Annotated in this window: 7 protein-coding genes; 5 read left to right on the forward strand and 2 right to left on the reverse strand. The window is 33.8% G+C overall.

Translation table 11 applies throughout. From position 1 onward, the window contains the following. Positions 1-75: 75 nt before the first annotated feature. The 5 genes from FUA24_RS15560 to FUA24_RS15580 all read left to right on the forward strand — a co-directional run bounded on the left by FUA24_RS15560 (position 76) and on the right by FUA24_RS15580 (position 9,077). Positions 76-2,412 carry a sodium-translocating pyrophosphatase gene (locus FUA24_RS15560; RefSeq protein ID WP_148543965.1) on the forward strand — a complete coding sequence of 779 codons (2,337 nt, stop codon included), beginning with the start codon at positions 76-78 and terminating at the stop codon, positions 2,410-2,412. A gap of 175 nt (positions 2,413-2,587) precedes the next feature. Beyond that, positions 2,588-3,331, forward strand: a complete 744-nt coding sequence (locus FUA24_RS15565; RefSeq protein ID WP_148543967.1) for a hypothetical protein — start codon at positions 2,588-2,590, stop codon at positions 3,329-3,331. Further along, positions 3,321-6,110, forward strand: coding sequence for a carboxypeptidase-like regulatory domain-containing protein (locus FUA24_RS15570; RefSeq protein ID WP_148543969.1), 2,790 nt, complete (start codon positions 3,321-3,323; stop codon positions 6,108-6,110). Before FUA24_RS15565 ends, FUA24_RS15570 begins: the two co-directional genes overlap by 11 nt. Positions 6,111-6,117: 7 nt before the next feature. Next, positions 6,118-7,332, forward strand: coding sequence for a DUF4249 domain-containing protein (locus FUA24_RS15575; protein ID WP_187388298.1), 1,215 nt, complete (start codon positions 6,118-6,120; stop codon positions 7,330-7,332). Beyond that, positions 7,332-9,077 (forward strand): hypothetical protein, encoded by a 1,746-nt coding sequence (locus FUA24_RS15580; protein ID WP_148543973.1) that lies wholly within the window; start codon positions 7,332-7,334, stop codon positions 9,075-9,077. Before FUA24_RS15575 ends, FUA24_RS15580 begins: the two co-directional genes overlap by 1 nt. Positions 9,078-9,099: 22 nt before the next feature. Here the strand turns inward: FUA24_RS15580 and FUA24_RS15585 are convergent, their stop codons facing one another. Continuing rightward, a complete protein-coding gene (locus FUA24_RS15585) occupies positions 9,100-9,525 on the reverse strand; it encodes a thioredoxin family protein (RefSeq protein ID WP_148543975.1) in 426 nt (141 codons plus the stop codon). A 43-nt stretch (positions 9,526-9,568) separates the two neighbouring features. Further along, a partial coding sequence (locus tag FUA24_RS15590; RefSeq protein ID WP_187388299.1) for a deoxynucleoside kinase occupies positions 9,569-9,738 on the reverse strand: 170 nt, incomplete at its 5' end.

Genomic DNA, 9,738 nt, shown 5'->3' on the forward strand with positions numbered 1-9,738 from the left:
TAATTTATAATAACTTTTTTTATCACTTTAATTTTTCTACATTTATCCAGATTAAATAACTAACTCAAAAAAAATATGGAATTAATAGTAGACTTTTTACCGCTTTTTGGCGTGGTGGCGTTGGCGTTTGTTTTTATTAAAAGTGCTTGGGTTTCTAAACAAGACCAAGGAACAGATAATATGAAAGAAATTGCTAAGAACATAGCAGATGGGGCTATGTCTTTCTTAAAAGCGGAGTACAAAATTTTATCAATCTTTGTTGCAGCAGTAGCTGTATTATTATATTTTAAAGGCACAAACGAAGCGGGCTCCAATGGTATGGTTGCGGTTTCGTTTATTGTTGGTGCCATTTGTTCTGCCTTAGCTGGATTTATTGGGATGAAAGTTGCAACAAAAGCTAATGTTAGAACAACAAGTGCCGCTAGAACATCTTTAGGAAAAGCTTTAGAAGTGGCCTTTGCAGGAGGAGCTGTAATGGGACTTGGTGTTGTAGGATTAGGTGTTTTAGGATTAAGTGGCTTATTTATGATTTATAGCGGACAAGGTTGGGAAATCACAGAAGTTCTTAACGTATTATCCGGATTCTCTTTAGGTGCATCTTCAATTGCTTTATTTGCGCGTGTTGGTGGAGGTATCTATACAAAGGCTGCCGATGTTGGTGCAGACCTTGTAGGTAAGGTTGAAGCTGGTATTCCAGAAGATCACCCATTAAACCCTGCAACTATTGCAGATAACGTTGGTGATAACGTAGGTGATGTTGCTGGTATGGGTGCAGATTTATTCGAATCTTATGTTGGCTCTATTATAGGTACAATGGTACTTGGTGCATTAATTGTAACACCTGGTTTTGACGGATTAGGAGCAGTGTACTTACCTTTGGCTTTAGCGGCTATAGGTATCATAATGTCAATCGTAGGAACATTCTTTGTTAAAGTTAAAGAAGGAGGTTCGCCTCATGCAGCCCTAAATATTGGTGAGTTTGGTTCTGCTGGTTTAATGCTTATTGCATCTTATTTCTTAATCACAAATTTCATTCCTGCCGAAGTAGAAGGTTTACCTTTCGGAGCAATGGGTGTATTTTATGCAACTATTGCTGGTTTAGTAGCAGGTTTAGCGGTTGGAAAAGTAACCGAATATTATACAGGTACAGGTACAAAACCTGTAAATTCTATTGTTAGACAATCTGAAACTGGAGCTGCAACTAACATTATTGCTGGTTTAGGTACTGGAATGATGTCTACAATGTTTCCTATTATCTTAATAGCAGCTGCTATTTTAGTGTCGCATCATTTTGCTGGATTATACGGTATAGCCATCGCTGCGGTTGGTATGTTAGCCAACACAGGAATTCAATTGGCTGTTGATGCCTACGGGCCAATTTCTGATAACGCTGGAGGTATTGCTGAAATGGCTGAGTTACCAAGTGAAGTAAGAGAGCGTACAGATAAATTAGATGCTGTAGGTAATACTACCGCTGCAATTGGTAAAGGTTTTGCTATTGCTTCTGCTGCTTTAACGGCTTTAGCTTTATTTGCTGCATTTATGAAAACAGCTGGTGTTAAATCTATTGATGTTTCTCAGCCAGATATTATGGCAGGTTTATTAATAGGAGGTATGTTACCATTTGTATTCTCTGCATTATCCATGAATGCTGTGGGTAGAGCTGCAATGGCAATGATTGAAGAGGTAAGACGACAATTTAGAGATATTCCTCAATTAAAGGCTGCTTTAGATGTAATGCGTAAGTATGACTCTGATATGAGTAAAGCGTCTGATGCGGATAGAAAGATTTTTGATGCTGCTAACGGTGTTGCAGAATATGATAAGTGTGTGGATATTTCCACTAAAGCTTCTATTAAAGAAATGGTTTTACCTGGTTTATTAGCAATTGCCGTTCCTGTAGCAGTTGGATTTATTGGAGGAGCAGAAATGTTAGGAGGTTTACTTGCTGGTGTTACTACCTGTGGTGTTCTTATGGCAATTTTCCAATCTAATGCTGGTGGTGCTTGGGATAACGCTAAAAAGACCATTGAAGAACAAGGTAAGAAAGGTACTGATGCTCATAAAGCAGCTGTAGTAGGTGATACGGTTGGAGATCCGTTTAAAGATACTTCAGGCCCATCATTAAATATCTTATTAAAATTAATGAGCGTTGTGGCTTTAGTAATTGCACCAAGTTTAGTATCTGATGAAGCAGTACAAGCTTACAATACTGATAACGATGCAATTGAAGTAGTTGAAGTTACAAAAGAAATAAAAGTAGATATGACAAGCAATGAAGATGGCACTGCTAAGGCCGTTGTAACAGTGGTTACAAACGAGAATGGTGAAGAATCTACTACTTACGAAACGTTTAAAGGAACCGAGTCTGAAGTAAGAGCTAGTGTTGACGCTCTTAAAAACAATGGTTAAAACCAATAACCAAATAACAACTAAACTAAATCAGACAAAAAACCACGTTGAAAAACGTGGTTTTTTAGTGCCCCAATTTTTTTTTAACAGAATTTTTGCGAAGTTGTTAAAAAGGCTTCGGAGGTGAATTTCAAATAAATAAAAGACTATCTTTAATCAGAATTTTAGACTTTCAATGAAATACTATTCGCTTAAATTTTTAGCTCTTCTATTGGTGTTTAGTACTGGAGTAGCTCAAGAAAATAATTCAAAGCTTCAGTCTTATACATTATATGATAATTATATGCCAGAATTGAGTTTTGGAGCATATATTGGACAGGAGTATTTAGATGCCTTTCCAGAATCAATGAGATCGGTTAAAGACAATAATAAGTTTTTTGAAACATATAATTTCACAAACGCCAATATTGTTTATAACCAACAACCGTATTTTAACTTAGAGCTTAAGTACGACCTTTTAAATGACATTCTAGTGGTGAAATATGTAAATACTAGAGTCCATTTATTAGCCCTAAACCCGGCTCAAGTTAGCGAGTTCGAGATACTAGGGGAAACATTTAAAAGATTACCTTTTTCTGAGAATATTGCATCAATATATGGTAACGGATTTTTTAACGAGTCTTTTAAAGGGAAACACTTTGCTTTATACATAAAGCATCGAAAAAAAGCTAAGGAGCTTTTAGATGAAAATAAAGTAAGGTATGAGTTTACAGAAAGCAGAGCTTATGTTGTTTCTTATAAAAATAAGTCTTATTTAATTTCTTCTAAAAACAGTTTAGGGGATGATCTTCCTACATTTAAAAAAATAATTAAGTCCTATTACAAAGAAAACCCTGCTATGAGAAGAAAGGATAAAGAACAATTTTTTACAGGCCTTGTAAAACATTTAGATAATCTGAAACTTAATTATGAACTTTAATAATAAACGCAAGTCAATAGTACTTAGAGTAGCCACTTGTGTTACATTATTCTTTTTTCAGATAGTTGCACACTGCCAGTCTAAAGGAGAAATAACAATTGAGTTTAACAATGTTTCTTTAGAAAGTGCTTTCATTGATTTAGAAGACGTCTCTGGGCTAGAATTTTATTTTGATGGTAACTGGTTAAAAGACCTTAGGGTTAACCAAACGTTTACAAATAAAACGGTTGATTTCATACTTAAAGAAATATTAACCAATACACCTATCAACTATATTGTTTTAGAATCTAAAGTGGTTCTCACAAAAAATAATATGATTATTCAGGGATTGCCCAAAGACTATTTTAAAAAAATAGAGGAGGTAGAAGAAGAAGAGGTGTCCAGTAAAGCCCTTCCTGTATTGCAGAAACAGTATTTAAAAGGTGTTCAAAAAAACAAAGGTGCTATCTTTTATATTGGAAAAGAAGCCAACAATTCAACTAAAAACGAGTTTAATATTTCAGGAACCATCTTAGATCAAAAAACAGGTAAACCGATTGAAAACCTCAATGTTTTTGTTGATGGTATTAATAAAAGTACCGTAACCGATGTTAATGGATATTACAGTCTAAGGCTCCCTAAGGGGTATCATATTTTAAAAACGTCTTCTATTGGATATGGTAGAGCTCAAAAACAAATTGTTGTGTATGGTAATGGTACGCTAAGTTTTAATCTAGTTGAAGAGATTAATGAGCTGGATGAAGTCGTTGTTAATTCCAATAAAGATAAAAACATAAGAAGTGTTGAAATTGGGGTGACTTCTATAGACGTAAAAGGCATAAAAAATATACCAGTAATTTTAGGGGAAAGAGATGTGTTAAAGGTGGCAACAACAATGCCTGGAATTAAAACCGCTGGAGAGGGTGCACTGGGATATAGCGTTAGAGGCGGAAAGGTAGATCAAAATTTAATTCTGTTTGATGGAGCCGCCATTTACAATCCTTCGCATTTTTTCGGCGTATTTTCGGCTGTAAATCCTTTTGCAACAGGTTCCGTAGATATTTATAAAGGAAGTATACCTTCAGAGTTTGGTGGTAGACTCTCTTCGGTTATAGATATCTCTACCAAAGAAATTAATAAAGATAAATTTTCCGGAGAAGGTAACATAGGGCCAGTAACGGGCAACTTAATGTTAGAGGTGCCAGTAATAGAAAAGAAAGCGGCTGTTTTGGTTGGCGCAAGAGCCACATACTCTAATTGGGTGTTGCGGTCCCTTTCCGATGAGTCCTTACAAAATAGTGATGCTTCATTTTATGATGCCCTAGTAAAGTATGAACATAAAATAAGTGATAAGGATAATATAGAACTTACAGGCTATTTTAGTAATGACAGATTTAGTATCACCTCAGACTCAATATTTGATTATGGAAATAAATTAGGAGCTATTAAATGGAATCATGTTTTTAATGATAAGAACTCTGCTTCTTTAAAATTAGCAACTAGTCAGTATAAATTCAATATTATTTTTGATGGAGACTTTAACCGTAATTTTGATTTTGGGTACAATATCAACGAAACACAACTAAAGCTAAAAGCTAGATATTTACACAGTAAAAAACACAAGTTTACATATGGTCTTAGTTCAAAACTCTATAAAATAGATCCTGGTTATATAAAACCAATAGACGCATCATCTGTTGTATCTCCAGAAACTATAGCCACCGAAAAAGGATTGGAGTCAGCGGTTTATCTATCCGATTTATATCAGGTCAATGAGAAATTGTCTTTAGATTTAGGTTTAAGGTATTCCTCTTTTACTGCCCTTGGGCCAAGTGAGCAAAATGTGTACGCTCCTAATACACCACTTAGTAGTGAATCGGTTGTTGAGGTGAAAACCTATACAAATAATGAGTTTATTAAAACCTACGGAGGGCCAGAGTTTAGACTTTCGGCCAGATACTTTTTATCTCCTTTAGCATCATTAAAGGCCTCATTTAATAGCACTATTCAGTATTCTCACTTACTATCTACAAATACCACAGCTTCTCCAATAGATTCTTGGAAACTATCAGATTCCAATATAAAACCTCAAAGAGCTCAGCAATTTTCGTTAGGATTTTATAAGAATTCCGAAAATGATGTTTATGAATATAGTTTAGAGGGCTACTATAAAAAGATGAACAATCTTTTAGATTTTAAAGTTGGAGCAGATTTGTTACTTAATCAGAATATTGAAACTGAATTATTACAAGGTAAAGGAAAAGCTTATGGTTTAGAATTGTTGATTAAGAAGAAACAAGGAAGGTTAAATGGTTGGCTAGCATATTCCTTTTCCAGAACTTTGGTGAAATTGGATAGTGAATTTTTAACCAATAGAGTAAATAACGGTAATTACTTTGCCGCAAACCAAGATAGACCGCATGATGTAAGTCTGGTTTCTAATTTTAAATTAACGAAGCGTTATAGCTTTTCAATGAACTTTAATTACCAATCGGGTAGACCTATTACTTATCCTGTTGGAAAGTATGTTTTAAATGGTACAGAACATGTACTTTATAGCGATAGGAACAAATTTAGAGTCCCAGATTATTACAGGCTCGATTTGGGAATTAATATAGAGGGGAACCATAAGAATGTGAAATTAGCCCATAGTTTTTGGAATATTTCAGTTTACAATGTTTTAGGGCGAAATAATCCTTTTTCTGTGTTTTTTGTGAATGAAAATGGCCAAGTTAAAGGATATCAGTCTTCTATTTTTGCAATACCTGTTCCAACAATAACCTACAATTTTAAATTTTAGAATGCATTTGAAACGAATTTATATTAAAATAGTGTTTTGTCTTATCGGATTGGCATGTTTGGAGTGCACAGAGCCTTTTACAGCGGTAACTGAAACTTTTGAGGATGTATTGGTGGTAGAAGCTACAATAACAGATGAATTAAAAACACAAGAAATAAGGCTGTCTAGAACTTACAGATTAGAGGAAAGCGGTGGGCTTAATTTTGAATCAGGAGCAAACATCGTGTTAAATGGAAGCGATGGTAGTATTCATAATTTTGAACATACAGAATCTGGAATATACCATTCTGTAAATCCGTTTCAAGCGGTGCAAAATGTGGTTTACAATCTCAGTATTACTGATTCAAGTGGAAAAAAGTACATTACCTCAGAGGAAAGCTTACCCCCAAGTGTAGACATAGATAATGTATACACCGAATTAATAACAAGAGAGGGAACTACGGGAGTGCAGGTATTTGTAGACAGTGAAGAAACTCCAGAAGACGCAAACTATTTTAGGTATGAATATGAGGAGGCTTATAAAATTGTTGCATTGTACTATAATAGTAATGATGTGGTATTAGAAAACTGGAAGGAAGAAGGCACAAGCATGTTTTGTTTTGAGGATTTAGAATTTGTGCCCAGACCAGAAGAACAAAAGACCTGCTATGTAGAAAGAAACTCTAAAGATATCATAGTTACAAGCATAAATGGTTTAAGTGAATCAAAAATTTCTCAGTTTCCAGTTCGTTTTATTTCTGCTCAAGATTATGTTTTAAGAGATAGGTACAGCATTTTAGTAAAACAATTTGTGCAATCTGCAAATGCAAATAATTTTTATAAAATTTTAAAGGAATTGGGTGATGATGGAAGTTTGTTTATCGAGAATCAACCCGGATTTGTAAGAGGGAATATTTTTTCGGAAGAAAACGAAAATGAAAAGGTAATTGGCTTCTTTGATGTGTCTTCTATGTCTTCTAAAAGGATATTTTTTGATTATCAAGAGTTTGATATAAATAGACCAAAATATCTTTATGATTGTGAGGTAGATGCGCTTAACTATGCTGCAACAGGACCACCAATATCTGTAGATGATGAAAGAAACATACTTTTTAGACGTTTAAGCAGCGGAAATTACAAGTTCCATGGTCAAGATGAATGTACTGTTTTTGTAGTACCACTGCAATGTGGAGATTGTAGCTCGTTTGCATCAAGTAATAAACCATCATATTGGGAGGATTAATGAAACATAGAATATATTACATATATACCATTTTGTGTTTGTGTTGCGGTACTTTGTACAGCCAGAATACAGATAGCTTACAAACAAAGTTTATTGAAACTTTACCAGCCGAAGACATACAAGTTGTATTTAATAAAAACATGCTCTTAGCGGGTGAGACCTTGTATTATAAATTATATTGTTTGCTTCAAAAAGATAATGCATTAAGTGATTTAAGTAAAATGGCTTATGTGGAATTAGTTGGCAAACAAAATGGTGTCATTTTTAACCACAAATTAAAACTCGTAAACGGACAGGGTTACGGAGATTTCTTTATACCAGCTACATTAAAAACAGGTAATTATAAACTTATTGCTTATACACAATGGATGCAAAATAGTAAAGTAAATACCTATGTTGAAAAAGATCTCTATATAATTAATCCTTACATCTCTCAAGTAGCAGAATTAGAAAATAAAGACCTATTAGGCGCAAGTGTAAGTTTAAAAAATGATGAGCTATCTATAAGTGAAATTAAGAAAAACGCCTCTTTAAATGTTGTTGACAAAACGTATAAACCACGTTCTAAGGTGAAGTTTAATTTTTCTGAAAGTTCGTTACATGGCAGTTTTACACTCTCCGTTAATAGAATGAGTAATTTAAGTTTAAGCTTAGATGAAAAGCACTTATCGGAAGCGGATAATGATAATACAGTTGAAGAATTTTACTTGCCTGAATTAAGAGGAGAAATCATTTCAGGAAAAGTGTATCATAAAAACAATGGTTTAATTGCACCTAATAAAACAATAGCACTATCAATTCCAGGGAAAAATTACATTCAGAAAACTGTTGAAGTAGACGCAAAAGGGAAATTCTATTTTAACATACACGAAAATTATAGTACCGAAGACTGTGTGTTACAGATCATAGATTCAAAGCCAGCCAATTTTAAAATTGTTTTGGATGATAAATCCTTTAAAAACAAGTCCGCACTTTTATTTAGACAATTAACGCTTAATCCCAATATAGAGGAATGGCTTGCGGAAGAAAGTGTGCTTAATCAAGTTGAAAATGCTTATGTTGATTTAAAACTAGATCGTATTGATGAAAAGGATTTAAAAGATGATTTTTTCGGAAACCCTTCAATCATATATAAACTAGATGATTACAAAAGATTTCCATCTTTAAGAGAAACGTTTATTGAGGTTATTGAGGGTGTTGGAATACGAAAGCGTAGTGATGGGTACCACTTTGAAGTTTTTTCATATAAAGAAACAGTTAATAGCGCATTAAAGAATTATGATCCTTTGGTGCTTTTAGATGGTGTACTAATTCAAGATAACCAATATTTAATTGATTATAATCCATACGATATAGAGCAAATTGGCTTAATTAGAGCGGGGTACTTTTATGGACCTCAAATGTACTTTGGTATTATAGATATAAGAACCAAAAAAGCAACAAAAGGCACTTACTTCAATTTTCATGATATTGAAGGTTTACATCATTTAAAACTAAACCTTCCTAACGAGAACAAAACATATTACACGCCAGATTATGATTTAAGGCTAAATGCATTAAAAAGAATTCCTGATTTTAGACGTCAATTACTTTGGAAGCCAAATCTTGATACAAATAAAAATATGGAATCCATAGAGTGTTATACTTCCGATGTTGAAGGTATTTATGAAGTCTCCCTAAAAGGTTACACAAAAACAGGTACTTATGTTGACCTTAAAGATTACTTCGAAGTAAGCGCTAACTAAGGTCTTAACATTTAAAATACCATTATTTAGGTTTTTTCTCTAAGGCCGTTTTTCCTTTTGCAATAAGCTCTTCTGCTGTTAAAACACCAACGCTTCTTGAAATTTCATTGCCACCGCCGTCTAAAAATAAATAAGACGGGTAAGCTCTAAGTCTATATTTACGGGCTAATTCTGGTCCACCATTGCCTCTTTCTGCTTCAACTCTAATGCAAACAAACTCTTTGTTAAACAAATCGCCTACCTTGCTTTGAGTGAAAACATTAGCGGCCATTCTTTTGCTTGGTCCAGACCAGTTAGTATAAAAATCTACAAAAACAAGTTTGTTTTCTTTTTGAGCTAAGGTTAAAACATCCTCAAAAGACGATGTTTTAAAATCAATGCCATTCTGGGCTAAAGCACTGCTAAATAATGCAACAGTGGTAAATAAAGTAATAACTGTTTTTAACATAATGATTGGGGTTTATGTAGTGCAAAAAATCAGTCAGTTGGTTTTAAAATAAACCATGAATTTCTGCATCAATTGTATTTATAACTTTTCCTAAATCTTCTGGTTTAGATACAAAATCTAAATCATCAACATCAATGATTACCAATTTTCCGTTGTTGTAACCATGAATCCAAGCTTCGTAACGCTCATTAAGTCTACTTAAATAGTCAATAC

It is taken from the genome of Seonamhaeicola marinus, assembly GCF_008085455.1.

Coding starts and splice junctions, on each gene's coding strand:
- FUA24_RS15580 (WP_148543973.1), top strand. CDS start 7,332: ATGAAACATAGAATATATTACATATATACCATTTTGTGTTTGTGTTGC.
- FUA24_RS15565 (WP_148543967.1), top strand. CDS start 2,588: ATGAAATACTATTCGCTTAAATTTTTAGCTCTTCTATTGGTGTTTAGT.
- FUA24_RS15585 (WP_148543975.1), bottom strand. CDS start 9,525: ATGTTAAAAACAGTTATTACTTTATTTACCACTGTTGCATTATTTAGC.
- FUA24_RS15560 (WP_148543965.1), top strand. CDS start 76: ATGGAATTAATAGTAGACTTTTTACCGCTTTTTGGCGTGGTGGCGTTG.
- FUA24_RS15570 (WP_148543969.1), top strand. CDS start 3,321: ATGAACTTTAATAATAAACGCAAGTCAATAGTACTTAGAGTAGCCACT.